This is a genomic window from Aeromonas sp. JL9, assembly GCF_024436075.1.
In the GTDB taxonomy this organism is placed as follows: domain Bacteria; phylum Pseudomonadota; class Gammaproteobacteria; order Enterobacterales; family Aeromonadaceae; genus Aeromonas; species Aeromonas veronii.
In genome coordinates this window covers 18,161-42,584 of sequence record NZ_JANFNV010000036.1, presented here as the reverse complement: position 1 = coordinate 42,584, position 24,424 = coordinate 18,161, and the positions used below count along the sequence as shown (strand labels likewise).

The window sequence follows — 24,424 nt, the reverse complement described above, 5'->3', positions numbered from 1 at the left end:
GAACAGATTCTTTCTGGCAACCCCTTATCGGCAATAAAATTGCAAAAAAGGGCACTTTTTTAGTTATTCATATCCAAACACAGCTTTTATACAAACTTATCCACAGAAACACCCTTCGGATTGCTAGAATGGCCGAAAACAAGGAGGCCAAGATGGACTTGCGACTGAGACCCTACAAGGGAAAATTCCCGCAACTGGGCAAACGGGTGTATGTAGACCCCTGCGCAACACTGGTGGGCGATATCGAACTGGCCGATGATGCCAGCATCTGGCCCATGGTGGCGGCACGGGGGGATGTGAACCATATCCGCATCGGCGCCCGCAGCAATATTCAGGACGGCACTGTGCTGCACCTGACTCGCAAGAGCGCCAGCAACCCGACCGGCTATCCGCTGCTGATCGGTGAAGATGTCACGGTCGGCCATAAGGCGATGCTGCACGGCTGCACCATCGGCAACCGGGTACTGGTCGGCATGGGTGCCATTCTGCTTGATGGCGTCGTGGTTGAAGATGATGTGATGATCGGCGCAGGTTCGCTGGTGCCACCGGGCAAGCGACTCGAATCGGGCTTTCTATATATAGGTAATCCCGTCAAACAGGCTCGTCCGCTCAGACCCGCCGAGATCGCCTTCCTCAAGACCTCGGCCGACAACTATGTCCTGCTCAAGGATGAGTATCTGCAAGAGACCTGATAAGGCTGGCAGAAACAGGAAGCCCGGCATAATGCCGGGCTTCGCTTCTTATATAGCTATATAACCGTGCAAAACGGCTGACCGGAAATCAGTGGGCCTGATCCCAGTTGTCACCGGTACCCGCTTCCACCAGCAGCGGCACATGCAGTTCGGCAGCGGCCGACATCTTCTCCTTGATGATGGCGATGTACTCCTCCAGCTTCTCTTCGCGGATCTCGAACACCAGTTCATCGTGTACCTGCATCAGCATGCGGATCGACTCATCCTCGATACCGCGGATCCAGCTGTCCACGTTGATCATGGCGCGTTTGATGATATCGGCGGCCGTGCCCTGCATCGGGGCGTTGATGGCGGCCCGTTCGGCAGCCTTGCGCAGACCGGCGTTGCGGGACTTGATATCCGGCAAATAGAGGCGACGACCAAACAGGGTCTCGACATACCCCTGGGCTTCCGCCTGCTGACGGGTGCGCTCCATATACTCCAGCACGCCCGGGTAGCGCTCGAAGTAGAGATCCATGTACTTCTGCGCTTCGGCACGACCGATCCCCAGCTGCTTGGCCAGACCGAAGGCACTCATGCCGTAGATAAGGCCGAAGTTGATCGCCTTGGCGCTGCGGCGCATGTCGCTGGTCACCGCATCAAGCTCTACGCCAAACACCTCGGCGGCGGTCGCCTTGTGGATGTCCTTGCCCTCGGCAAAGGCGGTCAGCAGCCCCTTGTCACCGGAGAGGTGCGCCATGATACGCAGCTCGATCTGGGAGTAGTCCGCCGCCACCAGCTTGTAACCAGAGCTCGGAATAAAGGCCTGACGGATCCGGCGCCCCTGCTCGTTGCGCACCGGGATGTTCTGCAGGTTGGGATCAGATGATGACAAACGGCCCGTAGCCGCTACCGCCTGATGATAGGAGGTGTGTACCCGCCCGGTCCGGGGCTTAATCATCAGCGGCAACTTGTCGGTGTAGGTGGACTTGAGCTTGGCCAGCCCACGGTGCTCCATCAGCAGTTGCGGCAGCTCATAGGTCTCCGCCAGCTCGGCCAGCACCTCTTCTGCGGTAGACGGCGCACCCTTCGGAGTCTTTTTGATGATCGGCAGGCCCAGCTTGGTGAAGAGGATCTCCCCAAGCTGCTTGGGCGAGGAGAGGTTGAACTCCTGCCCGGCCAGCTCATGGGCCTGCTTCTCCAGCTCTGCCAAGCGCAGCTCGATCTCCTGACTCTGCTGGTGCAGCAACTTGGGATCGATGGTGGTGCCGAGCAACTCCATCCGCGCCAGCACTGGCAGCAGGGGCAGTTCGATCTCGCTGAATACCTTGGCAAGGCCCGGCACGGCCTCCAGCTGACCCCACAGGGTCTGGTGCAGGCGCAAAGTAATATCGGCATCTTCCGCCGCATAAGGGGCCGCCTGCTCCAGCTCGATCTGGTTGAAGGTGAGCTGTTTCACCCCTTTGCCCGCGATATCTTCAAACGAGATGGTCTCGACTCCGAGATAACGCTTGGCCAGCGAATCCATATCGTGGCGGCTGGCGGTGGAGTTGAGCACGTAGGACTCGAGCATGGTGTCGTAAGCGATGCCCTGCAGATCGATGTCATGGTTGAGCAGCACGTTACGATCGTACTTGAGATTCTGCCCCACCTTGAGACGGGTCGGGTCTTCAAGCAGCGGCTTGAGCTTGCCGAGCACCACGGCTTCACTCAACTGTGCCGGTGCCCCTAGATAGTCGTGGCCAAACGGTACATAAGCAGCCTTGCCCGCTTCAACCGCGAAGGAGACGCCGACGATCCGCGCCTCCATATAGTCGAGACTGGTGGTTTCGGTATCGAAGGCAAACAGCGGTGCCGCTTTCAGCTGTTCCAGCCAGCCGTCAAACTCGGCTTCGTCCAGAATGCAGCGGTAGTCGGTTTCGATGGAGGCAACCGGAGCGGCGCTCTCATCGCCAGCTTCGTCCTGTCCGGTGCTCTCGCTGCCCTCTTCACCACCGGATTCCAGCTCCTTGATCAGGTTGCGCAGTTCGTATTCGCGATAGACCGCCAGCAGGGACTCCTTGTCGACCGGCTTGAGCAACAGCTCTTCCAGACTCTGTTCCAGCTCGACATCGGTCTTGATGGTCGCCAGTCGATAGGAGAGACGAACCTGCTCCTCCTGCTCGCGGAACTTGTCGGCGAACGCCTTGGAGCCACGGAAGCCGAGGGCAGCTACCTTATCGAGGTTGGCGGCAATCTCGTCGATGCTGCCAATCCCCTGCAGCAGGGCCAGTGCGGTCTTCTCGCCGACACCGGTCATGCCGGGAATGTTGTCGACCTTGTCCCCCATCAGGGCCAGATAGTCGATGATGAGCTCGGGCGGTACGCCGAACTTCTCGATCACCCCTTCCCGATCGGTCTTCACATCTTTCATGGTGTCGATCAAGGTGACATGGTCGGAGACCAGCTGCGCCATATCCTTGTCACCGGTGCTGATCAGCACCGGCAGCTGCTTCTCGGTCGCCTGGCGGGCCAGGGTGCCGATCACGTCGTCGGCTTCAACCCCCTCCACCATCAGGAAGGGGAAACCCATCGCCTTGATCATCTGGTGGATCGGGGCAACCTGGCTGCGCAGATCGTCCGGCATGCTGGCGCGGGTCGCCTTGTACTCGGGATAGATGTCGTCGCGGAAGGTCTTGCCCTTGGCATCAAACACCACGGCCACATGACAGTCAGGATATTGCTTGCGCAGGCTGCGCATCATGTTGGCCATGACACGGACGGCGCCGCTCGGCAAACCGGTCGATGTGCGCAGATCAGCCTGCTGGGAGGCGAAGAAGGCGCGGTAAAGATAAGAGGAGCCGTCGACCAGAATAAGGGGGTTGCTAGGGGCCATGAAATCGTCCTGCCAGAGATAAACAGCCGCTAGGATGCCACAGGGCCCCCCTCACACCAAGGGGCGCAGCAACAGCACACAGCGCCTGATAAAGGGACTCAACCTGTGGATAACTCTGTGTTCAAAAATGGGGCGCATCAGGGTGCACAGTGATAAAATTGTGCATAAGAATATAAAAAGCCATTAAAAACAATGCGTTGGGATCATAAAAACCGATCGCGAGACAGTTAGAATGATCTCGATCAATGTGGAAAAAGATTTAAGGGAGTAGGTACGGCAGGATCCAAAACGAAACAATCCTAGCACAGCAAGATGACTTGACCAGCGGAGGGCGAGCGATAACCATACAAAAGTACAACAATCCATCCTGGCTCACATTTTCAATAACGAGGAGTTTGCCATGAAAAAAGTGGCCGTGATTTTGAGTGGCTGCGGTGTCTTTGACGGGGCCGAAATCCACGAGGCCGTCATCAGCCTGCTGGCGTTGGCCCGTCAGGGAGCCGCCGTCCAGTGCTTCGCCCCGAACGTGGCGCAGCTCCATGTCATCAACCACCTGACCGGTGAAGTGAGCGAGGGGGAGAGCCGTAATGTGCTGGTCGAAGCGGCCCGTATCTGCCGTGGCCAGATAAAGGATGTGGCCGAGCTGGATGCGGCCGATTACGACGCGCTGCTGGTGCCCGGCGGCTTTGGCGCGGCCAAGAACCTGTGCGACTTCGCTATCAAAGGGGCCGAGTGCCAGATCCAGCCCGATGTGCTGAAAGCGTGCCAGAGCTTTGCCAAAGCCAACAAACCGGCCGCCTATATCTGCATCGCGCCCGCCATGATCCCGCTGATCTATGGTGCCGGGACGCTGGCGACCATCGGCCATGACGAAGGCACCGCCAACGCCATCGAGGCGATGGGTGGCAGCCATCTCAACTGCCCGGTCAACGAATTCGTGGTGGATCAGGAGCGCAAGGTGATCTCCACCCCCGCCTACATGCTGGCCAACAACATAGTCGAAGCGGCAGACGGCATCGAGAAGACAGTCAAGCAGTTGCTGGCTCTATAATTCCCATCCCGCCAAAAACAGACGGGCCGCTCATGGAGCGGCCCGTTTTCAATTCTGCCTGAAGGCGATGAATTAGATGGTTTCGCCCATCTGATCCATTTTGCCCAGCAGGGCACGCAGACGCTCCTGCCATGCAGTGTGCTCGTTGCGCAGCTGATGGTTCTCGTCTTGCAGCTTGCTGTTCTGCTCTTTCAGCTCGTCCAGCTCCATCTTCAGCAGGGAGATGTTGTCGACAGCGGATTGTACTTTGGATTCGAGTTGCTCAAGGACTTCTAGTGACATATGCATACCTGTTTGTTCAATTGCGATGCCCCACAGAGGGCGATTCAAGCGCGTGAAGCCAGCATACCCCGAGCGCATCGGCACAAACAAGCCAGTGCGCTGTAAAATGCGCCATCCATAGATGTATTGTCTAAATATGCGTCTATTTTTCTCGCATCCTGCGCCCGAGCCGCGACAACACACGGAACAGTACGTAAAAGACCCCGCCGCCCGCGCATCATGTGCACCCTCTCGACGGAACCGCCGTTATCCATGCAAGGCGATATAAGCCCCCAGCAACAGACAGGCGACCACATACATCAGCAGGCCGTAGAGCAGGTTCCAGCGCAGAATCAGCCCGGCACTGAGGTTGTAGCGGGAGGCCAGCGCCAGATTGGATCCGGATAGCGGACTGGTGCCGGTGGCAAGCCCCCACCCCAGCAGGAAACACATACCGAGCAGGCTGGGATCCGGCGCCAGCGGCCAGAGCAGTGGCGCCAGCCCGGAGATACTGATGAGCGGATGCACCCCGACGATGGCCACCAGCAGGATCAGCAGCAGAGTGAGGGATGCCTCAAGCCAGCCAAAGTGGTTGAACAGTGGCAGGCCATGACCGGCACCGAGATCGATGACCGACAGCGCGCTGTTGATGCCTGCCGCCAGCAAACCGGCCCCCAGAAACAGCACCAGCTGACCGCCGATGGCGGGAAAGCGTTCCACCACCTGCCGCTTGAGGGCCGCCTTGCGCCCGGCCCTCGGCATAAAGAGCAGCGCCAGCAGCGGGGCCACCAGCGCGATCACCGCCAGAATGCCGAGCTGGGGCCAGATCTGCTTGATGAGCAGCACCAGCAACGCCAGCGTGACCGGCAACCCCAGGGTCTGCAGCCGCAGCGGATAACCGGCAAAGTCGGCCACTCCGATCCGCTCCACCTGCCAGGCAGTCAGCCCCATCGCCAGCAAGGCGGCGAGGATCCCGAACGGCAGAATATGGGAGAGCTGCAAGCCCGGCGCATAGGTGAGCGCCACCGCCATGGCGACAAAGAAGGGTGACCAGAAGGCAGCGGCACAGAAGATCCGGCTCAGCACCATCACCTGACGCCGCTCCAGGGTGCCATTGCGCTCCAGCCGATCGCCGATGATAAACAGCACCGAGAGATTGATGACCGCCCCAAGCAGATTGAGGCTGGCCATGGTGCTCCACAGGCCTTTACGCCCGGTCCAGGAGGTGGTGCCGGTCAAGAGACCCGAGGTGGCGAGGTTGAGGGAGCTCACCGCGGCAAACATGGTGAGCATATTGATGTTGGCCAGCAGCCAGTCACCGGCGGTGAGGCTCGCTCCCCGCCACCAGGAGAAGATCAACAGCAGCAGGGCGGCACCATAGAGGGCCAGCGCCTGCCGCTTGGCGGCTCCCACCAGCCAAGGCCAGGTGAGCAGTGATGCCCCCCAGGCCGCAATGGCAGCAGGCCAGGGGGAGAGTCCCAGATAGAGATGGAGCAGGTTGAGCAGCCACATCCCCAAAATCAGATAACCCGACCAACGCTTGGCCATCGACTACTCCGGCCAAGAGATCAGAGACACTGATCCATATCCAGTGAAGGCTTGTCGCACTCCGGACGGCCGACGATCTTGGCGGGTACGCCAGCGACCGTGGTATGAGGCGGCACCGGGTTGATCACCACGCTGCCCGCACCAATTTTGGCGCCCACGCCCACTTCGATATTGCCGAGCACCTTGGCGCCCGCCCCTATCATCACCCCTTCGCGGATCTTGGGATGGCGATCGCCGCTCTCCTTGCCGGTACCACCGAGGGTCACGCTCTGCAGGATGGAGACATCATCTTCAATTACCGCTGTCTCGCCGACCACTATGCCGGTGGCGTGGTCGAACATGATCCCCTTGCCGATGCGGGCGGCCGGGTGCACATCAACCCCGAACACCACCGAGATCTGGTTTTGCAGATAGAGGGCCAGCGAGCGGCGCCCCTGACGCCACAGCCAGTTGGCGACCCGATAACCCTGCAGGGCATGGAACCCCTTGAGGTAGAGCAGCGGGGTGGAGAAGAGATCGACCGCCGGATCCCGCTCCTGCACGGCGCAGATGTCAGCCGCCACTACCGTCAGCAGCTCGGGCTCGCTGCGCAGGGCCAGCTCGATCACCTCGCGCAGGGCGATGGCGGGCATGGTGGCGCTGTCGAGTTTGTTGGCCAGCTGGAAGCTGAGGGCCGAACGCAGATTCTTGTGATTGAGAATGGTGGAGTGGAAGAAGCTGGCCAGCATCGGCTCCTGGGCCGCCATGCACTCCGCTTCTTGCTGAATTTTGTGCCAGGTTTTGGCAACCAGTTCATCCATGTTGCAGCCTACTGTTGTTCTGGGTGAGGGCTCTGTTGTTCTTTTGTCAGCACCGAGATGGGGTCCATGTGGATGATGACATCCATCCGCTCGAATGCCTGGCGTACCGCCAGTTCGGCTTCATCGGCGATCTGATGGGCCTTGACCAGGGGGATCTGATCATCCAGTTCAAGATGCAACTGTACGAATCGGGTCGGCCCGGATTGACGGGTGCGCAGGTCATGTACGCCGTGTACACCTTCTACGGCACAGCAGAGCGCCATTATTCTCGCTTGTTCTTCCGCTGGCAACTGACGATCGAGCAGGGCCTGCACCGACTCGTAGCCGATGTGTCCCGCCCCCCACAGCAGGAACAGCCCGATCAGGATGGCAAACAGGCCGTCGGCCCAGTACCATCCCTGCCCCGCCAGCACCAGCGCCAGCAAGACACCGGCATTGAGCAGCAGATCGGAACGGTAGTGCAGCATGTCGGCCTTGATGGCCACACTGTTGGTCTTGCGAATAACGAAACTCTGGAAGCTGACCAGCAGCAGGGTCAGCACGATGGAGCCACCGCTGACCCAGAGACCCGCCTCCAGCCGCAGAATAGGCGCCTGATTGAGCAGGGATGAAATTCCGTGCATCACCAGCAGCAGGGCGGAGCCGGAGATAAAGGCCGACTGGATGAGGCCCGCCAGCGACTCCGCCTTGCCGTGACCGAAACGGTGTTCGTCATCAGCGGGAGCCAGCGCATAGCGAATGGCCAGCAGGTTGATGATGGAGGCACTCACATCCATAAAGGAGTCAGTCAGGGATGCCAGCAGGGTCGACGAATCGGTCATCAGCCAGGCGATCAGTTTGCCGATGATCAGCAAGGTAGCTGTGGTGACCGCCGCTATGCTGGCAAAGGTCACCCAACGGGAATATTGTTGATGGCTCAAAACCGGCTTTCCTCTGGCGATGAAAAACTTATTATACCCTGACCCCGGCGTCAGTTTGGCGCGAAAATCTGCGGAATAACACCAGATGAACAGAATACTCCTGGTCGACGACGATCTTGAATTGACCCAACTGCTCACCGAAATTCTGACCCTGGAGGGATTTCAGGTCACGGTCGCCGAGGATGGTGAAGAGGGGCTGCAACGGCTGGCGGAGCAGAGCTTCGATCTGGTGTTGCTGGACGTGATGATGCCCAAGCTCAACGGCTTTGCCATGCTGACCAAGCTGCGCAAGACCCACGACACCCCGGTGCTGATGCTGACCGCCCGCGGTGACAGCCAGGATCGGGTTAACGGTCTGGAAGCGGGTGCCGACGACTATCTGGCCAAGCCGTTCGATGACAGGGAGCTGCTGGCCCGGGTACGCGCCATCCTGCGCCGTACCCAGAGCGCCCCGCCCCACCGCGGCAGTTCCTCCGACGAAGTGCACTTCATGGATATCGTGCTGCAACCCGGCCTGCAGCAGGCCCGCTGCGGCGAACAACTGCTGGAGCTGACCGCCACCGAGTTTGGCCTGCTGGAGTGCCTGCTGCGCAATCCCGGCCAGATCGTCAGCAAGAGCCACCTCTCCGAGCAGGTGCTGGGCAAGAAGCTGGAACCCTTCGATCGGGCCATCGACATGCACCTGAGCAACCTGCGCAAGAAGCTGCCGGACCGCACCGATGGCCAGCCCCGCTTCAAAACCGTACGGGGGCGCGGGTACCTGTGGCTAGAGCAAGAATAGAGCGCATCAACTCCCTCAACGGGATCTCGACCCACATCTTCCTCTGGTTCTGGTTCATGCTGCTGGTGATGCTGGCCGCCGTGATCAGCCTGCCGACCCTGGATCCCCGCAACCAGATCCCGCTGCCGACCCACGAAGTCGCGCGGATGCAGAACAACGTGCAAGCCCTGCTCAACGCCGCCGAGCCGGATCAGGATTTCGATCTGGCCAAGGCGATGGACAAGATCGCCATGCTGCCGGTGGATAACGTCTACCTGCGCGACGAGAAGGGGCAGATCCAGTCCACCACCCATCCGCGCAAGTTCGTGGTGCGCTTTATGGTGGATGCCGATGACCCGGCCAATCCCATGCTGGGCAACGAGGATCGCAAGGCGATCGCCGGCCCCTTCCTGATGGAGCACCACGGCCATCGCTATCACGTCTATTTCGGCCTCAATGCCGAGAATCCCTACCTGTTCCTGTTTATTCAGGTGCTGGATCACCCGATCCGCATTCTGGGCATCTCGATGCTGGTCAGCACCCCGCTCTGCCTGCTGCTCGCTTGGCGGCTGACCCGCCCCATCCTGCAGTTGCAGAAGTCGGTCTCCCAACTGGCGGCTGGCAATCTGGAGGTACAGATCCCCAACCTGGGACGGGGCGACGAGATTGGCCAGCTGGCGGATAACGTCAGCCGCATGGTGGAGACGCTCAAGAGCATGATCCAGAAGCAGAAACAGCTGCTTTCCGATATCTCCCACGAGCTGCGCAGCCCCCTCACCCGGATGCAACTGGCGCAGGCGCTGATCCGCCGCAAACAGGGTGACAGCGCCGAGCTGGCGCGGATCGAATCGGAGATCGGACGGCTGGACAAGCTGATCGGCGATCTGCTGGATCTGTCGCGAGTGCAGCAGCATGTAGAGGCGCCGGTGGTACACCCGCTGGCCGACCTGCTGGAGCCCATCCTCGAAGATGCCATGTTCGAGGCAAACCAGAGCGGCAAACAGCTCAGACTGCCGCCACTGCCCGCAGAGTCGATCCAGATGTGGCCCGAGCTGCTGGCCCGGGCGGTGGAGAACCCCCTGCGCAATGCCCTCAAATATGCCCGCGAGTTCATCAAGGTGGACTGGTATCGGGAGGGACTGGAGTGGGTGATGACCATTCGGGATGACGGCCCCGGGGTGCCAGACGAGCAGCAGGCGCTGCTGTTCCAGCCCTTCTTCCGGGTCGATGACGCCCGCAACGCCAAGACTGGCGGCACCGGGTTGGGGCTGGCCATCGCCTCGGAGGCAATCCAGCGCCACGGCGGTACCATTGCGGCCAGCAACAATCACCCGACCGGGCTGACCATCACCATCCGCTTGCCCATCGCCTGATCCTTTTCATCCGGACGGGCGCTGGGTATGCTGGCGCCCCTTCTTGGCTTTACATCTCTTTGCAGGAGCTCGTCATGCTCGATATCGTCCTCTACCAGCCGGAAATTCCGCCCAACACCGGCAATATCATCCGGCTCTGCGCCAATACCGGTTACCGGCTCCATCTGATCGAGCCGCTGGGATTTGAGTGGGATGACAAGCGGGTAAAGCGGGCGGGACTCGACTATCACGAATTTGCCGAGGTGAAGCGCTGGCCGAACTATGAGGCTTTTCTGGCCGCCGTGGCGCCCAAACGGGTGTTTGCCTGCACCACCAAGGGCCGCACCGCGCACTCGGCAGCACAATATGCCCTTGGCGACGCCCTGCTGTTTGGCCCGGAGAGTCGCGGCCTGCCCATCGAGATCATCGAGAGTCTGCCATTCGAGCAGCGGCTACGCATCCCTATGGTGCCCCAGAGCCGCAGCATGAACCTCTCCAACGCGGTGTCTGTCTTTGTCTACGAGAGCTGGCGCCAGCTCGGCTACGACGGTGCCATGTAAGCGCCACCGATGATCAGTGGCGGGCGTCGAGCAGATGCCCGCTGCGCTCCAGCCGCAAGCAAGTGACCCCCAGCGACAGACCGCGCCCCACCATCAGCGCCGCCATCGCCGCCCATAACGCGGCCACGCCCCACGACTGACAGAGCCACCAGATCGGGAAGAAGCCGCCAAACGCGGCCAACAACATGCTGTTGCGCATCTCCCGCGCCCGGGTCGCCCCGATAAATACGCCATCCAGCAGGAAGCACCAGACCGCCAGCAAGGGCATGGCGATCAGCCAGGGAAGCTGACGATGTGCCTCCGCCACCACGGCCGGAATGTCGGTGATATAGCCGATAAGGTGGGCACCAAAGAGGGCAAACAGCAGGGTAAAACCACTGGCAATGAGGGCGGCCCAGCCCAGATTGAGCACGATGGCCTCCCGCAGTTTCTGCCGATCCCGCTGACCGATGGCTCGTCCTACCATGGCCTCCACCGCATAGGCAAAACCATCGAGTCCGTAGGAGATAAGCATCAGGAAGTTGAGCAGCACCGCATTGGCGGCCACCGCCACATCCCCCAGCCGTGCCCCTTGCAGAGTCATGAAGGCGAAGCAGAGCTGCAAACAGAGGGAGCGCAGGAAGATATCGCGGTTGAGACCGAGCAGCCGCACCATGGGCGCGAGCTGTCGCCAGCGCTGCCAGCCATCCAGCCACACCGTCGGCGCCAGTTGCCGCAGCTGACGGTGCACCAGCCAGATGCCGACCGCCAGCGCGCAGTAGTCCGCCATGACCGAGGCCGCCGCCACACCCCGCACCTGCCAGCCGAGCCCCAGTACAAACAGGGCATCGAGCGCCATGTTGACCAGATTGGTGAGGATCAGCATCACCATGGGGCTGCGGGCATCCTGCATCCCCAACAGCCAGCCCATGACCACCAGATTGCAGAGCGCCGCCGGGGCGCTCCAGACCCGCACCGCCACATATTGGCCCGCATAAAGCTGCACCTCGGGCGAGCCGCCACTCAGGGCGATCAGTCGTGGCAACAGGGGGAAGAGCAACAACAGCAGCGCCAGGCCAAGAGCAATGGCCAGCCCCAGCGCCCGCAGCAGGGTATCGAGCTGGGCACGACCGTCGGCGGCGCCGTGCGCCTGCGCCGTCAGCCCGGTGGTCGACATCCGCAAAAAGCCGAGCAACCAGAAGATGAGGTTGATCAGGGTCGCACCGACCGAGACACCCCCCAGAAACCAGGCCTGACCGAGATGACCGATCACCCAGGTGTCCACCAGCCCCAGCAAGGGGGTGGTGATATTGGAGAAAACCATGGGCAGGGCGAGCGCAAAGACGGCGCGGTGGCAAGAGGGATCTCGCCACCAGGGGGCAACAGCTGGAGTCACGCTCAGTGGCCTGTCAGCTTCAGGATGCGGGCGAAGTCAGAGAGCATGGTGGCCATCTGCACCCTGGGCACCTGACCCGGCGCCACCTGCGGGCGGAACACCGCCTGCAGCTTGCCCTTGGGATTGATGAGCACGATGGAGGCGGAGTGATCGATCAGATAATCCTTCTCCCCCTGATTGGCGATGGAGTAGATCAGCCCCAGATTGCGCACAAACGGGAACAGCTTGTCGTGGGGGGCAGTGGCCGCCTTGAACTCGGGATTGAAGAAGGCGGTATAGGTCTTGAGACGGGGAATGTCGTCACGCTGGGGGTCCGCCGAGATAAACACCACCTGACTGTCGGGCGCCATCTTCTTCAGCTGGTCATAGACGGAGCGCATATCTGCCAGGGTGGTGGGACAGATATCGGGGCAGAAGGTGTAGCCGACAAACAGGAAAGTCCAGTGCCCTTTCAGGCTGGCAGGGGTGAACGGCTGGTTGTCCGCATCGGTAAAGGCGAAATCATTGATGTCCCGCCCCGCCGGATAATAATCGGCCTGTTCCGGCTGCTCTGGCTGCGTGGCGTAGAACACCAAGATCAGGCAGGCTGTCAGCAGCAGAAAGAGCAGGGGATAGCGGAGCTTCATCATAACAAGAGACCCTTTCAGTTCGAGGCAGATGGCCAGCAGTGACCGGACAAGAGGGGGGCATTGTACCCCAGCGAGCCGCCAAGGTGGTTCAACCTTGTGCAACGCCCTGTCAGGAGTCGACCATTTGGCATAATTAATCGCCAGTTGCGGCCATAAAAAAACCGGCCCCCTAGGGTGCCGGTTATGGATGGATTTGTTTGTCTCTTCTGCTCAGGGGCGAGCGTTACGCCCCTGCTGCAACATCTTGCCGATGGCCCGCACGCCGATGGGAATCACGGGGGCCAGCCAGCCCTCTTCCCCCTGGCGATCACCGTGACCACGCTTGAACAGCAGCACCAGACGCACCACCTTCTCTTTCGGGCATCCCAGCCAGAGCGTCCAGTGCGAACCACGATGGTGCAGCCAGAGACCGTAAAACCAGGTCATCCGGCTACCTTTGACGAAACGGGTGATTGACGATTCCGCTGGCGCAGCCCCAGCCTCTGAATCCCATGGCGATCTTGATGCCATACCAGTCCTCCTTGACCGACAGGTCATGTTGCTTCGTCGGCCTGAACTGGGAACAGGCCCGTCACGACTATCTGCAACCATTACGAGTGGTCCCCTTTGCCTGACAAGGCTCGGGATCTCCCCACCCCCCCTTCATATCCCGTGAAGGTGTACTGCCCGATTCTCGTTGTTACCGGCCCTCCCGTCCTGCGCATTGCGATGGTCAGAGGGAGGTGCCAAGCCCTGTCTCGGCGACAGGGCACTGATCTGAGCATATATCTGAAATGGATGATTGGTAGCCGGTCGCGCAGGACAAAAATGCCGCCGCCGATGATCTGTTTGATATGACAGGGAAAGTGCGCCAGAAACAGCACGGCCTCCCGAAAGAGGCCGTGTGGCAAACGCAGTTGGCGGGGATGATTACATCCAGTCGGCGTTGCGGATCACCCCGACCGCCAGCCCTTCGATGGTGAGCTGCTGGCAGGAGAGATCCACCTCGATGGGGGAGAGCTCTTCATTTTCTGGCAGCAGCCACACCTGGCTGCCCTTGCGCTGGAAGCGCTTGACGGTGACATCCTCATCGAGACGAGCCACCACCACCTGACCGTTGCGCACCTCCTGAGTCTTGTGCACAGCCAGCAGATCGCCATCCAGAATACCGATGTTCTTCATGCTCATCCCCTGCACCCGCAGCAGAAAATCTGCGCGCGGGTGGAACAGGGCTGGATCCACCTGGTAGTGGCTCTCGATATGCTCCTGCGCCAGGATAGGTTCACCGGCAGCCACCTTGCCGATGAGCGGCAGGCCGCTCTCTTCCAGCACCTCTTCCTCTTCGAGCAACAGGCGAATGCCGCGGGACGTGCCCGGCATGATCTCGATGACCCCTTTTTTGGCCAGGGCCTTCAGATGTTCTTCGGCCGCATTGGCCGACTTGAAACCAAGCTTCTGGGCAATCTCGGCACGAGTCGGCGGCATGCCGGTCTCGCTCATGTTCACCTTGATCAGCTCCAGCACTTCGGCCTGGCGGGGGGTAAGGGGTTTCATAGAATTGGCACCTGTCTTTTTATACAGCACACTGGCAGTATATACAGTGCAGTGGCCAAGGCAAGGCGCAGCTGACATTTGTCGCGACCAACCCCTCATTTACTACTGTTTTGATCCTGCGCAGCCGACTCATCGTACCTCTCGGCGACAAGGGGCTGTTGATTTGCTATGCTCACGCCGCATTTTTTTGGAGAGCAGACGCACATGTCCCTAGGACAGAAGATTTCCAGAGCCATCTTGCAATGGCCGGTCAGCGGCTTGGTCAATCACAAGAGCCTGCCGGAAAATCCCATCACAGAACTCAATCTGGATCCGGCCAGACCCATCGTCTATGCCCTGAAAACCAGTTCGATCACCGACCTGATGACCCTGCAGCAGTGCTGCGAGGATCTCGGTCTGCCCGGCCCCTTCACGCCGCTGGAGCTCAACGGCCAGCTGCTGCCGCGCTATGTCTGTCTGGATCGTCCGCCTCCCCTGTTTGGCAAACGCAGCAAACCGCTCCCCTTCCTGCAGGAGTTCCACCAGCTGCTGGATCTGCACAAGCAGGATCCCGAGCTGGATATCCAGGTGGTGCCCGTCACCCTGTTCTGGGGCCGCGCTCCGGGTCGGGAAGGGGAAGAAGCCTCCGGCCTCAACATCATCAGCAGTCTGGCGCCGAACCGGCTGAAGAAGGCGCTCATCGTGATCCTCAAGGGTCGCGAGAATCTGGTGCGCTTCTCGCCGCCGCTCTCCCTGCGCTACATGGCGGACAAGCACGGCACTGACGAGGCCATCGCCCACAAGCTGGCGCGAGTGGCCCGTACCCACTTCAGCCGCCAGCAGCTGGCCGCCACCGGCCCGAAACTGCCGAACCGCAACCTGCTGTTCAAGCAGCTGCTCGACTCCGCGGTGATCCAGCAGGCGATTGAAGAGGAGGCCCAGCGCGAAGGGATCAGCCTCGAGAAGGCGCAAAAGCGTGCCCATGGCTACATGGACGAGATCGCCTCCAACTTCTCCTACCGGCTGATCCGCCTGGGCGAGAGCTTCCTCGGCTGGCTGTGGAACAAGCTCTACCGCGGTTTGTCGGTCAATGGCGCCGAGAAGGTACGCCAGCTGGCGCAGGAAGGGCACGAGATCGTCTACGTTCCCTGCCACCGCAGCCACATGGACTACCTGCTGCTCTCCTACGTCATCTACCACCAGGGGATGGTGCCGCCCCATATCGCGGCAGGCATCAACCTCAACTTCTGGCCGGCGGGCCCGATTTTCCGCCACGGCGGCGCCTTCTTCATTCGCCGCACCTTCAAGGGCAACCCGCTCTACAGCACGGTATTCCGGGAATACCTCAACCTGCTGTTTGCCAAGGGTTACTCGGTAGAGTTCTTCACCGAAGGCGGTCGCTCCCGTACCGGCCGTCTGCTGCCGCCCAAGACCGGCATGCTGGCGATGACCCTGCAGGCGATGATGCGCGGGCTGGACAGGCCGGTCACTCTGGTGCCGGTCTATCTGGGCTACGAGCACGTGATGGAGGTGAACACCTACCACAACGAGCTCAAGGGCAGCCGCAAGGAGAAAGAGAGCTTCCTGCAGGTGCTCGGCATCCTGCGCAAGCTGCGCAACTACGGCCGTGGTTTCGTCAACTTCGGTGAACCGCTGACCCTCAACAGCTACCTGAGCGAACATATCCCCGACTGGAAAAAGCACATCGGGGAAGAGGAGCGTCCGGAGTGGATGGCAGGCACTGTCAACAATCTGGCCGAACTGCTGATGACCCGCATCAACGGCGCTGCTGCGGTCAACGGCCTGACCCTGAGCGCGCTGGCGCTGCTGGCCGCCGAGCGCCACGCCCTGACCCGCGACGAGTTGCAGGCCCAGCTCAACACCTATCTGGATCTGCTCAAAGCGGTGCCTTACAGCCCGCAGAGCACCATTCCGGATGAGGATGCCAAGACCCTGCTGGATCAGGCGATGGAGCTCAACAAGTTCGAGGTGAGCGAGGACAAGCTGGGGCAGATCATCAGTCTCGACCGCTATCAGGCGATCCTGCTGACCTACTACCGCAACAACATCCTCCACCTGTTCGCCATGCCCTCTCTGGTGGCGGCATTGATCGAACGGTGCGAAGGGATCTCCCGCAGCGAGATCATGGCCCGCTGCATCGACATCTATCCGCTGCTCAAGACCGAGCTGTTCCTGCGTTATGAAGAGGAGGAGCTGCCAGCGCTGGTCGACAGCCTGCTCGACGCTCTGCAAACCCAGCAACTGATCGAGACCCGCGATGACGGCTACTGGGTCAATCCGGCCAACCAGATGCGCCTGCTGCTGCTGGCTGAGAGCATTCAGGAGACCCTGCAACGCTACGCCATCGTGCTGACCCGGGTGTTGGCCCAGCCCCATATCGAGGCGGAGCAGCTGGAGGCGGATGGCCTGATGATGGCAGAGCGCCTCGGCACCCTGCACGGCATCAACGCCCCCGAGTTCTTCGACCAGAAGCTGTTCAGCACCCTGATCCACACCTTGCGCAAGGAGGGTTACCTCTCTCCCGAGTGCAAGCCGGATCTCGGCCGCTTCCAGGCGCTGGCCGACAACATAGTGCCGCTGCTGAGCAACAAGATCCGCCGCACCATTCAGGCAGGCAATCAGCTCTGATCTGCAACACAAACAAAGAAGGCCGCATCATGCGGCCTTCTTTTTTATCGGAGTCTGCGCGGGAACATGTCACGCCAGCAGGTAGTCAAGCACCAGACCGGCAAACACCAGCGCCCCCACATAGTTGTTGTTGAGAAACGCCTGGAAGCAGGCTTCTCGCTGCCGCTCACGAATAAGCCGCTGCTGATAGACAAACAGCACCGCCGCCCCCAGTAATCCCCAGTAATACCAGCCCCCCAGCGTCATCAGCTGCCCGACCGCCAACAGCAGCAGCAAAGTCGAGAGTTGCAATGCGCCGATGATCCGTTTGTCGTAACGACCAAACAGGATGGCGCTGGATTTGAGGCCGATCTTGAGGTCGTCATCCCGATCCACCATGGCGTACTGGGTGTCGTAAGCCACCGTCCAGAGCAGATTGGCAAAGAAGAGCAACCAGGCCACCAGCGGCAGGGCATCCGCCTGCGCCGCATAGGCCATCGGGATCGACCAAGAGAAGGCCATCCCGAGCACCAGCTGGGGATTCGAGATAAAGCGCTTCATGAAGGGGTAACTCACCGCCAGCAGCAGGGCGACAAACGACAGGCCGATGGTGAGCGGATTCATGGTCAGCACCAGACCAAATGAAATGAGCGCCAGCACGAAGAAGAGCGCCAACACCTCCCACGGTTTGACTCTGCCCGTGGGCAAGGGGCGACCAGCGGTGCGTTTGACATGGCCGTCGAAGTTGCGATCCGCATAGTCGTTGATCACGCACCCTGCCGAGCGCATCAGAAAGACGCCGACCACAAACACGGTCAGCACCCAGAGATTGGGCAGGCCACCAGCGGCCAGCCAGAGCGCCCACAGGGTTGGCCACAGCAGCAGCAGAGTGCCTATGGGTTTGTCGACGCGGGCCAACTGCATATAGGCAAGTCCCCGCTCCTTGGTTAACAGATTCACTCCAGCTCCTTGTCACAGACGAGAGAGGGCAGAAACAGCTCGTGCACCAGCAGTGGCCACTGCCCCAGAAACAGACGGGAACGACGCCCCCAGACAGTGGCGGCCGGGCAACGGGGATTGGCGGCAATATCGAAACGGGCCAGTTGCAGATGATCGCGGCGGGCAGGCTCATGGCCAAATACCCGCTCACCCAGCGGCTGCTCGCCAAGCTCGGCAATGCCGCTCCCTTGCAGTGCGTCATCGGCAAACAGGGTCCAGCCCAGCACGGCTGGCCCACGATCCCCGTGCAGGATCACCTCGCGGCAGGTGCCGGCCGGCGAGGCCGAATCCACCAGCCACTGCTCATCGGCAGTAAGGGCGACCGGGTGATTGCCCAGCCACTCCACCGAAAAGTGGCGATTGTGCAGACGCAGCCGCCGGGTCATGGAGCCGGGCTCCAGCAGCCAGGGGCGCAAGCTGGCGGGCAATTCGCAACATTCGGGGGCCAGCCACCCGCTTAACGGCGTGAGGGGAACAGTCAACTCGGACTTCACAGCTTCACCATCCAGAGATTTCCGTGTTCAGGTTAAAATCCGGTTTATTATCCGTAAATCAATAGCGAAATGTAAGAACATCCGTGCTTGACGGCCCCGATGGCAACATCAAAAATGGGTTATCTCCTGCTGATGAGCCATCTATATGAAGATCTTCAAAATTCTGCTGGTGTTGTTACTGAGCTGTGGCGCCCTGCAGCAGCAAGCTCTGGCTGAAGATGAGCCGCCCGCAGAGGGCGCAGAGGGGGCTGCCAAGCCCGGTTTCTCCTACCACGCGCTCGATCCCGACATCATCACCAACTACCTGAGTGATAGCAAAACCCTCGGTTATATCCGGGTCACGGTAGAGCTGATGGCGGAAAACGAAGCCGACCTCAAGCTGCTGGAGCAGCATGACCCGCTGATCCGCGATGCCATCATCCGTCTGATTGGCAGCAAAAATGCCGATCAAGTGAAGTCCCTGACCAACAGAGAAGAGCTGCGCAAGGAGTGCGAGACAACCGTCAACGAACTGCTGGTGAAAGAGACTGGCAAGAAAGCGGTGCGCGAGCTTATCTTCACCAAGTTCCTCTACCAGTAATCCTTCCCGAAACAATCGCTTATTGGCATATCGGCCAATAAGCGAGCTTTGCCGGTTTATTCGAAATGAAAATCGATTACAATACGGCCGTCAAGTCGTAGAGGTAGTCGTTATGGGCAGCAAAACCCTGTGTGAATGGCGCCGTCACGAGATCCCCACCGATCTCAAGGCGTTGCGCAAGATAGTCCGCAAACCCAAGTTTGTCTGCAGCAAATGCGCCCGCAGTGCCAATGACAAGGGTTACCTCTGCCAGCCACTGCGCTTGAAAGAGGAGTAACGCCCCTCCCTGTCAGGGTGTTATTGATCGGTCCACCCCTGACGCCCCTGCTCGAACAATCTGCGCGCCTGGGTATCGTTCGGGCAAACGCCGCGATACTCCTCGCCTGAGCGGCCAGCCAGATAGAGATGCTCGGGGCGGCAATACCATGCCAATCCCTTCTGGTGTCCCTGCTTCCACAGTTCGGCATCCACCTTCTTGCCACACTGGCCCTGATGGAACTCGATCCGCTCGGTGGTGAAGCCCAGCTTGCCATCCGCCTCCCCCACCTCACTCCACACCTTCTCGCAGGGATCATCGTTGGAGACACAGCCACCCAGCAGGGCAGCCAACAATATGATGGTGAGTCGCATAGTCATCCTTGAGCGTCATTTGGGCAGTTCATTCTACCCAGCGCCCCGCCCCTGACCAAGGACGAACGCTCAGCCGTGTGAGCGCGGCAAAAAAATCAGGCGGGCCCAAAGCCCGCCTGTTCGTTCAATGCCGTGGTTCACTGGTCATCGAAAGTGTCATCATCCTGCCAGCTTTCATCTTCCCACTGATCCAGCTCTTCTTCCCAGGAATCCGGCTCCCAATCATCATCAGAGGAGTCGTAATCCGGCTTGTGTCCACCCATCTTCACTCTCCTTGGATAGTTCACCCGCAATCCAATTTTATCCGGAATTGTCGGGCTCGCCAGTCAGAGAGAGTTCAAAGTTTGACCAGAGTGCGACCTGCGATCTGGCCTTGCGTAATGGCCTCGGCTGCCTCCACTACCTGCTCCAACCCAATCTCGGTGACCGCCTGAGCGAAGAAGCTGGCAGGAAGATCCCGTGCCAGTCGCTGCCACGCCAGTTGACGACGTTCAAACGGGCACATCACCGAATCGACCCCCTGCAGCCGCACGTTGCGCAGGATAAAGGGCATCACACTGGTCGGCAGATCAAAACCGCCCGCCAGCCCGCAGGCAGCCACGGCGCCGCCATAGTTCATCTGAGCCAGCAGCTTGGCCAGCACCTGACTGCCGACGGTGTCGATGGCACCGGCCCACAGCTGCTTCTCCAGCGGTTTGGCGGGCACCAGCAGTTCACTGCGCGGCACGATACGGCTGGCACCCAGTGCGGTCAGCAGGGCGCCCTGCTCTTCCGGACGACCGGTCAGCGCCGCCACCTGATAGCCAAGGGCTGCCAGCAGGGCAACCGAGGTGGAGCCCACACCGCCTGCCGCGCCGGTGACCAGCACCTCGCCACTTGCGGGAGTAATACCCGCCTCTTCCAGTGCCAGCACGCAGAGCATGGCGGTGAGACCGGCGGTACCGATGCACATGGCCTGGCGCTCATCCAGCCCGGCGGGCAACGGCACCAGCCAGTCCCCTTTGACCCGCGCCTGTTCGGCCATGCCGCCCCAGTGGCCTTCACCCACGCCCCAACCGGTCAGCACCACCTTGTCGCCGGTCTGATAGCGGCTGTCGGCAGATTCGAGCACGGTACCGGCGAAGTCGATGCCGGGCACCAGCGGCCACTGGCGCACTATCTTGCCCTTGCCGGTGATGGCCAGCCCGTCCTTGTAGTTGATGGAGCTGTAAGCGACCGCTACCCGCACTTCACCTTCCGGCAACTGGCTCTCGGCCAGCCGGGTCAGAGTCGGAACAGTCTTGCCGTCTTGGTTTTCCAGTAACAGAGCCTTGAACATGGTTGCCTCTTTGATGACGTGTGAAACGGGGATCAGCTGCTTTGGCGCTTGTGCAGTTGACAATCGAGCGCCAGTGCGGTGCTCATCATGGGTTCAGTCGTTCTCCAACGCGGTGAGACAATAAGAGAGGCTGCGCGCCAGCGCACCCTGATTGCGCAGCACCACGGCGCGGGCCTGCTCGCCCATCTCGCGGCGGGCGTTGCCATCGGCAAACAGCTGGCTCACCCGCTCGCCCAGCTCGGCGGCATCGGCCACGATGGCAGCGCCCCCCTGAGCCACCAGCTGGCGGGTGATGTCGCTGAAGTTGAAGTAGGCGGGGCCGGTCAGGCAAGGCTTGCCGAGCGCCGCCGGTTCCAGCAGGTTGTGACCGCCGATCTTCACCAGACTGCCGCCGACGAAGGCCACATCGGCCGCCGCCAGCATCAGCGGCAGCTCACCCATGGTATCGCCGAGATAGACCTTATCCTGTGCTCCAACCGCAGCATGACTGGTGCGCCGCACGCAGCCGTAAGGGGCACACTGCTCGGCCACCCGGTCAAACCGCTCGGGGTGGCGCGGCACCAGAATGAGCAGCGCGTCGGGATGGCGTTTGAGCAGCAGATCGAAGGCGGCCAGCACCTGATCGTCCTCACCCAGATGGGTGCTGGCGGCGATCCAGACCGGCCGCTCGGCGCCCAGCTGCTGGCGCAGGGCGCGCCCCTTGGCCTGCACCTCGTCACCAAACTGGATATCGAACTTGATGGAGCCGGTCACCGCCAGCCGCGAACGATCGATGCCGAGGCGGGCGAAGCGGTCGGCATCATCCTGATGCTGGCAGAGCAGATGGGTCAGTGGCCGGCTCAGGGCGTCGAAGGCGCCGTGGAAGCGGGCATAACGCTGGCAGGATCGCTCGGAGAGGCGGGCGTTGATGATGGTCACCGGCAGATGGCGCGCCTCGCAAGCGGCCAGCCAGTTCGGCCACAGCTCGGTCTCCATCACCCAGAGCGCGCGCGGCTTGAAGGTGTCGAGAAAGGCGGCAATGGCCCAGGGGTAGTCGAGCGGCGCGTAGCGATGGATCACCAGATCCCCCAGCCTGGCAGCCTGATCGGCGCCGGTGCGGGTGGTGGTGGTGAGCAGGATCGGCAGATCGGGCCGCTCCGCCTTGAGGGCGCGAATGAGCGGCGTGATGGCCAGCGTCTCCCCCACGCTCACCGCATGGATCCAGAGCGGTGCATACTGTCCGGTGGCAGGCAACCGCCCGAGATGCTCGGCCCAGCGCTTGCCAAAGCCGGGCTTGCCTTTCTTCGGCTTGTAGAGGGCCAGCAGCGCCAGCGGCAATCCCAGATGGATCAGCAGGTTGTAGAGCAGACGGTAGGGCATCTTACTGACTCTGCTCCAGCTTCTTGCAGGCATCGACCACCTGCTCCGGCGCCAAGTCGATCAGGCACTTGAGATGGCCGAACTTGCAGGTGCGCTTGAAGCAGGGGCGACACTCGATGTCGGTGTGAACGATCTCGACCCGATCCGCCAGCGGCGGGGTGTAGAGCGGCGAAGTAGAGCCATAGACGCCCACCAGCGGCCGGTTGAGGGCGGCGGCGATGTGCATCAGGCCGGAGTCGTTGGAGATGACCCGGCTGGCCAGCGCCATCAGATCGATCGCCTCGTGCAGGCTGGTCTTGCCCGCCAGCACGTGGCAGTTGGGGCGAGTTAGCAGGTTGACCCGATCCCGGATGGTATTGGCTACCGGGACATCCTTGTTGGAGCCGAAGATCCACACCTGCCACCCTTCGTCCAGATGCTGCTGGGCCACCACGGCATAGTGCCCCTCCGGCCAGCGCTTGGCCGGGCCAAACTCGGCACCGGGGCAGAGCACCAGCACCGGGCGAGCGCGATCCAGTCCCAGCCGCTCCAGCGCCTTGCTCTGGTTGATCAAATCGACGTGGAGAGCCGGGTGCGGAATGGTCGGGATATCGGCCCGGCTCTTCATCTGCGCCTTGGGATAAGCGAGCGCCAGATAGCCCTCCACCATCAGCGGGAAGGCGGACTTGTTGCTGCGCAGGTCATTGAGCAGACCGTAGCGGCTCTCGCCCTTCCAGCCGGTACGGACCGGAATGCGGGCAAACCAGGGGATCAGCGCCGACTTCATGGAGTTGGGCTGGACGATGGCCTGATCGTACTTCTCCGCCGCCAGCTGCTTGCCGAGGCGGCGGCGCGCCACCAGCTTGAAGTCACCGTGGCCGAGGGGCATGGTGATCGCCTTGTCCACCTCCGGCATCCGCTCCAGCAGGGCGCAGCACCAGGCGGGGGCCATCACGTGCAGTTCACACTCCGGATGGTTGGCCTTGATCGCCTTGTAGAGGCTCTGGGACATCACCATATCGCCGACCCAGGAGGGGCCGATCACCAATATTTTCATCACGCGTCTTCTCTCGGGACTGGCCCGGCTGTTAATCATCACTGGGCGAGATTATGCCCCAAGAATGGTCGGATAAATAACAGAAGATCCTTGGCAGACGCTGCCGTCACCCCATTTTTCCAGCGGTGCCCCGCTTCCAACCGGACGTGGCGAGACAGGCAAACAGCTGATAGAAACGGGCAATGGCGGCTCTCTCTTTGGCCCGTTTTTCCGTTAGAATAGCCCATCAATACGCATTCGACCCGCCAGCCGGGCAATAACCGTGAGCCCACATTCGTGAAAAAACCGACTCTGGCTGCCGTTCTGATCGTCAAGAATGAAGCCGACAACCTGCGCAAGTGCCTCGCCTCCCTCGACGGACTGGTGGATGAGATCGTCATTCTGGACTCAGGCAGTCAGGACGAGACCCCGGCCATCGCCGCCGAATTTGGCGCCCGTTTCTTCGTCAATGCCAAGTGGCCGGGCTTTGGCAAACAGCGCCGACTGGCCCAGTCCCACGTGCAATCCGACTGGGTGCTGTGGCTGGATGCCGACGAGCGGCTCACCCCCGAGCTGAAAACCGCCATCGCCAACGTGATGGCCAATCCGGCCAGCGATACCATCTACTCGATCCCGCGCCTCTCCTGGGTGTTTGGCCGCTTTATCCGCCACAGTGGCTGGTATCCGGATCGGGTGCTGCGCCTCTATCCCAAGGCGCTCACCAGCTACAACGAGGCGCTGGTGCACGAAAAGGTGGAAGTGCGGGCCAACATGAAGATCGTCAATATTCATGGCGACCTGCTCCACTTCACCTATCGGGATCTGGAGCACTATCTGGTGAAATCCGCCGGTTATGCCCGCGCCTGGGCCGATCAGCGCACCGCTCGCGGCAAGAAGGGCTCCCTCAGTCAGGGGCTGATCCACGCGGTCGGCTGCTTCCTCAAGATGTACCTGCTCAAAGCGGGCTTCCTCGATGGCAAGCAGGGGCTGCTGCTGGCGATCCTCTCCGCCCACTCCACCTTCGTCAAATACGCCGACCTCTGGGTGCGCCAGCAACCGCAGCAGCCGGAATAACCGTCATACGAAA

25 protein-coding genes are annotated in these 24,424 nt (G+C 61.0%); 9 read left to right on the top strand and 16 right to left on the bottom strand.

Features of this window, described 5'->3' with window-relative positions; genetic code table 11:
* Window positions 1-152 precede the first annotated feature (152 nt).
* The gene (locus NOM06_RS18680) at window positions 153-692 is read left to right on the top strand and encodes a gamma carbonic anhydrase family protein (protein ID WP_255912707.1); all 540 of its coding nucleotides are present in this window, start codon (window positions 153-155) and stop codon (window positions 690-692) included.
* An 88-nt stretch (window positions 693-780) separates the two neighbouring features.
* On the opposite strand, the gene polA is transcribed toward NOM06_RS18680, so the two are convergent.
* Window positions 781-3,546, bottom strand: coding sequence for a DNA polymerase I (gene polA / locus NOM06_RS18675; RefSeq protein WP_255912706.1), 2,766 nt, complete (start codon window positions 3,544-3,546; stop codon window positions 781-783).
* Between the two features lie 400 nt (window positions 3,547-3,946).
* Between polA and elbB the strand changes: the two genes are divergently transcribed.
* The gene (gene elbB / locus NOM06_RS18670; RefSeq protein ID WP_005339556.1) at window positions 3,947-4,597 is read left to right on the top strand and encodes an isoprenoid biosynthesis glyoxalase ElbB; all 651 of its coding nucleotides are present in this window, start codon (window positions 3,947-3,949) and stop codon (window positions 4,595-4,597) included.
* A gap of 72 nt (window positions 4,598-4,669) precedes the next feature.
* On the opposite strand, the gene NOM06_RS18665 is transcribed toward elbB, so the two are convergent.
* The 4 genes from NOM06_RS18665 to NOM06_RS18650 form a co-directional block, all read right to left on the bottom strand.
* Window positions 4,670-4,879 carry a cell division protein ZapB gene (locus NOM06_RS18665; RefSeq protein WP_005339554.1) on the bottom strand — a complete coding sequence of 70 codons (210 nt, stop codon included), beginning with the start codon at window positions 4,877-4,879 and terminating at the stop codon, window positions 4,670-4,672.
* Between the two features lie 246 nt (window positions 4,880-5,125).
* The gene (locus tag NOM06_RS18660; RefSeq protein WP_255912704.1) at window positions 5,126-6,406 is read right to left on the bottom strand and encodes a hypothetical protein; all 1,281 of its coding nucleotides are present in this window, start codon (window positions 6,404-6,406) and stop codon (window positions 5,126-5,128) included.
* Window positions 6,407-6,426: 20 nt separating this feature from the next.
* Window positions 6,427-7,206, bottom strand: a complete 780-nt coding sequence (gene cysE / locus NOM06_RS18655; protein WP_005339552.1) for a serine O-acetyltransferase — start codon at window positions 7,204-7,206, stop codon at window positions 6,427-6,429.
* 8 nt (window positions 7,207-7,214) lie between these two features.
* Window positions 7,215-8,126, bottom strand: coding sequence for a cation diffusion facilitator family transporter (locus NOM06_RS18650; protein ID WP_005339551.1), 912 nt, complete (start codon window positions 8,124-8,126; stop codon window positions 7,215-7,217).
* An 85-nt stretch (window positions 8,127-8,211) separates the two neighbouring features.
* Here NOM06_RS18650 and NOM06_RS18645 point away from each other — a divergent pair, with 85 nt between their 5' ends.
* The 3 genes from NOM06_RS18645 (at window position 8,212) to trmL (ending at window position 10,798) form a co-directional block, all read left to right on the top strand.
* Complete coding sequence (locus NOM06_RS18645; RefSeq protein WP_255912703.1) at window positions 8,212-8,907, top strand: response regulator; 696 nt, start codon at window positions 8,212-8,214, stop codon at window positions 8,905-8,907.
* Window positions 8,889-10,259, top strand: coding sequence for an ATP-binding protein (locus tag NOM06_RS18640; RefSeq protein ID WP_005356054.1), 1,371 nt, complete (start codon window positions 8,889-8,891; stop codon window positions 10,257-10,259). The genes NOM06_RS18645 and NOM06_RS18640 overlap by 19 nt, the downstream gene beginning before the upstream one ends.
* A gap of 74 nt (window positions 10,260-10,333) precedes the next feature.
* Window positions 10,334-10,798, top strand: a complete 465-nt coding sequence (gene trmL, locus NOM06_RS18635; protein ID WP_064335101.1) for a tRNA (uridine(34)/cytosine(34)/5-carboxymethylaminomethyluridine(34)-2'-O)-methyltransferase TrmL — start codon at window positions 10,334-10,336, stop codon at window positions 10,796-10,798.
* A 13-nt stretch (window positions 10,799-10,811) separates the two neighbouring features.
* Here the strand turns inward: trmL and NOM06_RS18630 are convergent, their stop codons facing one another.
* From NOM06_RS18630 to lexA, 4 genes are all read right to left on the bottom strand, one after another.
* Window positions 10,812-12,101: an MATE family efflux transporter gene (locus NOM06_RS18630; RefSeq protein ID WP_255912708.1), complete on the bottom strand. Its 1,290-nt coding sequence runs from the start codon at window positions 12,099-12,101 to the stop codon at window positions 10,812-10,814.
* 74 nt (window positions 12,102-12,175) lie between these two features.
* Window positions 12,176-12,802 (bottom strand): SCO family protein, encoded by a 627-nt coding sequence (locus NOM06_RS18625; protein WP_255912702.1) that lies wholly within the window; start codon window positions 12,800-12,802, stop codon window positions 12,176-12,178.
* Between the two features lie 210 nt (window positions 12,803-13,012).
* Window positions 13,013-13,228, bottom strand: a complete 216-nt coding sequence (locus NOM06_RS18620) for a hypothetical protein (RefSeq protein ID WP_019446524.1) — start codon at window positions 13,226-13,228, stop codon at window positions 13,013-13,015.
* A gap of 483 nt (window positions 13,229-13,711) precedes the next feature.
* Entirely contained in the window at window positions 13,712-14,335 is a 624-nt protein-coding gene (gene lexA / locus NOM06_RS18615; protein ID WP_005339540.1) for a transcriptional repressor LexA, read from the bottom strand.
* Window positions 14,336-14,539: 204 nt separating this feature from the next.
* Between lexA and plsB the strand changes: the two genes are divergently transcribed.
* Window positions 14,540-16,963 carry a glycerol-3-phosphate 1-O-acyltransferase PlsB gene (gene plsB / locus NOM06_RS18610; protein ID WP_019446525.1) on the top strand — a complete coding sequence of 808 codons (2,424 nt, stop codon included), beginning with the start codon at window positions 14,540-14,542 and terminating at the stop codon, window positions 16,961-16,963.
* A 69-nt stretch (window positions 16,964-17,032) separates the two neighbouring features.
* Here plsB and ubiA read toward each other — a convergent pair whose 3' ends face one another.
* Together ubiA and NOM06_RS18600 are read right to left on the bottom strand one after the other, a co-directional pair.
* Window positions 17,033-17,902, bottom strand: a complete 870-nt coding sequence (ubiA, locus tag NOM06_RS18605; protein WP_005339536.1) for a 4-hydroxybenzoate octaprenyltransferase — start codon at window positions 17,900-17,902, stop codon at window positions 17,033-17,035.
* Window positions 17,899-18,435, bottom strand: coding sequence for a chorismate lyase (locus NOM06_RS18600; protein ID WP_193861462.1), 537 nt, complete (start codon window positions 18,433-18,435; stop codon window positions 17,899-17,901). The genes ubiA and NOM06_RS18600 overlap by 4 nt, the downstream gene beginning before the upstream one ends.
* A 145-nt stretch (window positions 18,436-18,580) precedes the next feature.
* Here NOM06_RS18600 and NOM06_RS18595 point away from each other — a divergent pair, with 145 nt between their 5' ends.
* Both NOM06_RS18595 and NOM06_RS18590 read left to right on the top strand, forming a co-directional pair.
* Entirely contained in the window at window positions 18,581-19,015 is a 435-nt protein-coding gene (locus NOM06_RS18595) for a flagellar basal body-associated protein FliL (RefSeq protein ID WP_005339527.1), read from the top strand.
* A gap of 112 nt (window positions 19,016-19,127) precedes the next feature.
* Window positions 19,128-19,292, top strand: a complete 165-nt coding sequence (locus NOM06_RS18590; protein ID WP_005339525.1) for a hypothetical protein — start codon at window positions 19,128-19,130, stop codon at window positions 19,290-19,292.
* A 20-nt stretch (window positions 19,293-19,312) separates the two neighbouring features.
* Here the strand turns inward: NOM06_RS18590 and NOM06_RS18585 are convergent, their stop codons facing one another.
* The 5 genes from NOM06_RS18585 to waaF all read right to left on the bottom strand — a co-directional run bounded on the left by NOM06_RS18585 (window position 19,313) and on the right by waaF (window position 23,358).
* Window positions 19,313-19,645 carry a DUF2799 domain-containing protein gene (locus NOM06_RS18585; protein WP_005339523.1) on the bottom strand — a complete coding sequence of 111 codons (333 nt, stop codon included), beginning with the start codon at window positions 19,643-19,645 and terminating at the stop codon, window positions 19,313-19,315.
* A 137-nt stretch (window positions 19,646-19,782) separates the two neighbouring features.
* Complete coding sequence (locus tag NOM06_RS18580) at window positions 19,783-19,908, bottom strand: hypothetical protein (protein ID WP_005339521.1); 126 nt, start codon at window positions 19,906-19,908, stop codon at window positions 19,783-19,785.
* Window positions 19,909-19,982: 74 nt separating this feature from the next.
* Window positions 19,983-20,963, bottom strand: a complete 981-nt coding sequence (locus NOM06_RS18575; RefSeq protein WP_255912701.1) for an MDR family oxidoreductase — start codon at window positions 20,961-20,963, stop codon at window positions 19,983-19,985.
* Window positions 20,964-21,056: 93 nt separating this feature from the next.
* Entirely contained in the window at window positions 21,057-22,322 is a 1,266-nt protein-coding gene (gene waaA / locus NOM06_RS18570; protein ID WP_255912700.1) for a lipid IV(A) 3-deoxy-D-manno-octulosonic acid transferase, read from the bottom strand.
* A 1-nt stretch (window position 22,323) separates the two neighbouring features.
* Window positions 22,324-23,358, bottom strand: a complete 1,035-nt coding sequence (gene waaF / locus NOM06_RS18565; RefSeq protein ID WP_005339516.1) for a lipopolysaccharide heptosyltransferase II — start codon at window positions 23,356-23,358, stop codon at window positions 22,324-22,326.
* 276 nt (window positions 23,359-23,634) lie between these two features.
* Between waaF and NOM06_RS18560 the strand changes: the two genes are divergently transcribed.
* Window positions 23,635-24,411 carry a glycosyltransferase family 2 protein gene (locus tag NOM06_RS18560; protein WP_005339515.1) on the top strand — a complete coding sequence of 259 codons (777 nt, stop codon included), beginning with the start codon at window positions 23,635-23,637 and terminating at the stop codon, window positions 24,409-24,411.
* The last annotated feature ends 13 nt before the right edge of the window (window positions 24,412-24,424 follow it).

What these genes read in the sequence shown, in the direction of transcription:
- NOM06_RS18680 (WP_255912707.1), top strand. Translation starts at nt 153, where the DNA reads ATGGACTTGCGACTGAGACCCTACAAGGGAAAATTCCCGCAACTGGGC.
- polA (WP_255912706.1), bottom strand. Translation starts at nt 3,546, where the DNA reads ATGGCCCCTAGCAACCCCCTTATTCTGGTCGACGGCTCCTCTTATCTT.
- elbB (WP_005339556.1), top strand. Translation starts at nt 3,947, where the DNA reads ATGAAAAAAGTGGCCGTGATTTTGAGTGGCTGCGGTGTCTTTGACGGG.
- NOM06_RS18665 (WP_005339554.1), bottom strand. Translation starts at nt 4,879, where the DNA reads ATGTCACTAGAAGTCCTTGAGCAACTCGAATCCAAAGTACAATCCGCT.
- NOM06_RS18660 (WP_255912704.1), bottom strand. Translation starts at nt 6,406, where the DNA reads ATGGCCAAGCGTTGGTCGGGTTATCTGATTTTGGGGATGTGGCTGCTC.
- cysE (WP_005339552.1), bottom strand. Translation starts at nt 7,206, where the DNA reads ATGGATGAACTGGTTGCCAAAACCTGGCACAAAATTCAGCAAGAAGCG.
- NOM06_RS18645 (WP_255912703.1), top strand. Translation starts at nt 8,212, where the DNA reads ATGAACAGAATACTCCTGGTCGACGACGATCTTGAATTGACCCAACTG.
- trmL (WP_064335101.1), top strand. Translation starts at nt 10,334, where the DNA reads ATGCTCGATATCGTCCTCTACCAGCCGGAAATTCCGCCCAACACCGGC.
- NOM06_RS18630 (WP_255912708.1), bottom strand. Translation starts at nt 12,101, where the DNA reads ATGGTTTTCTCCAATATCACCACCCCCTTGCTGGGGCTGGTGGACACC.
- NOM06_RS18625 (WP_255912702.1), bottom strand. Translation starts at nt 12,802, where the DNA reads ATGATGAAGCTCCGCTATCCCCTGCTCTTTCTGCTGCTGACAGCCTGC.
- NOM06_RS18620 (WP_019446524.1), bottom strand. Translation starts at nt 13,228, where the DNA reads ATGACCTGGTTTTACGGTCTCTGGCTGCACCATCGTGGTTCGCACTGG.
- lexA (WP_005339540.1), bottom strand. Translation starts at nt 14,335, where the DNA reads ATGAAACCCCTTACCCCCCGCCAGGCCGAAGTGCTGGAGCTGATCAAG.
- plsB (WP_019446525.1), top strand. Translation starts at nt 14,540, where the DNA reads ATGTCCCTAGGACAGAAGATTTCCAGAGCCATCTTGCAATGGCCGGTC.
- NOM06_RS18595 (WP_005339527.1), top strand. Translation starts at nt 18,581, where the DNA reads ATGAAGATCTTCAAAATTCTGCTGGTGTTGTTACTGAGCTGTGGCGCC.
- NOM06_RS18590 (WP_005339525.1), top strand. Translation starts at nt 19,128, where the DNA reads ATGGGCAGCAAAACCCTGTGTGAATGGCGCCGTCACGAGATCCCCACC.
- NOM06_RS18585 (WP_005339523.1), bottom strand. Translation starts at nt 19,645, where the DNA reads ATGCGACTCACCATCATATTGTTGGCTGCCCTGCTGGGTGGCTGTGTC.
- NOM06_RS18580 (WP_005339521.1), bottom strand. Translation starts at nt 19,908, where the DNA reads ATGGGTGGACACAAGCCGGATTACGACTCCTCTGATGATGATTGGGAG.
- NOM06_RS18575 (WP_255912701.1), bottom strand. Translation starts at nt 20,963, where the DNA reads ATGTTCAAGGCTCTGTTACTGGAAAACCAAGACGGCAAGACTGTTCCG.
- waaA (WP_255912700.1), bottom strand. Translation starts at nt 22,322, where the DNA reads ATGCCCTACCGTCTGCTCTACAACCTGCTGATCCATCTGGGATTGCCG.
- waaF (WP_005339516.1), bottom strand. Translation starts at nt 23,358, where the DNA reads ATGAAAATATTGGTGATCGGCCCCTCCTGGGTCGGCGATATGGTGATG.